The 554-nt window shown below is 30.7% G+C and carries 1 protein-coding gene; it reads left to right on the forward strand.

Going from position 1 to position 554, the window contains the following annotated elements:
- Window positions 1-51: 51 nt before the first annotated feature.
- Window positions 52-554: hypothetical protein (locus NK213_RS18015; RefSeq protein WP_253351790.1), on the forward strand; the 503-nt coding region annotated here is incomplete at its 3' end.

Here is a 554-nt window from a genome sequence, read left to right on the forward strand (position 1 = left end):
AAAAGAGGCAGTGAAACAGACAAAACTTTCAGATATTCTGGAGGAAGAAAAATGACAATATCATCATTAATAGAAACTAGGAAAAAGATATTTGCAAAATATAACAGTATTGAAAAAGACAGGGAATTCACTAATGCAGTAGGGATGGAGTTTCATAGTAATCAAAAACTGGCCAAAGAATTAAACAGTAATTACTTTCAGTTAATAGAACTGGTATTCCGGATAAGAGATAAAGAGGGAAAACTAGTACCATTCTTTTTAAATGATGAACAGAAGAGATTTACCACAATATTTAATCAGGAATACCAAAAAAGGAAATCAGTAAAAATATTAATACTAAAATCAAGACAGCAGGGTTTTACAACCTTAATCACAGCTATTCAGTTATGTATGCTCTTATGCAAAAAAGGATTTAAGGGAACAACAGTAGCCCATCTTAATGAGGCAACCAAATATATATTTAACAGTAAGGCAAAGGATATGTATGAAGAAATTCCTGATACTCTAAAATATGAGCCTAAAAGAAGTAACGCCAAAGAAATAGTAATACAAAA

This window comes from Sebaldella sp. S0638, assembly GCF_024158605.1.
Lineage (GTDB): Bacteria > Fusobacteriota > Fusobacteriia > Fusobacteriales > Leptotrichiaceae > Sebaldella.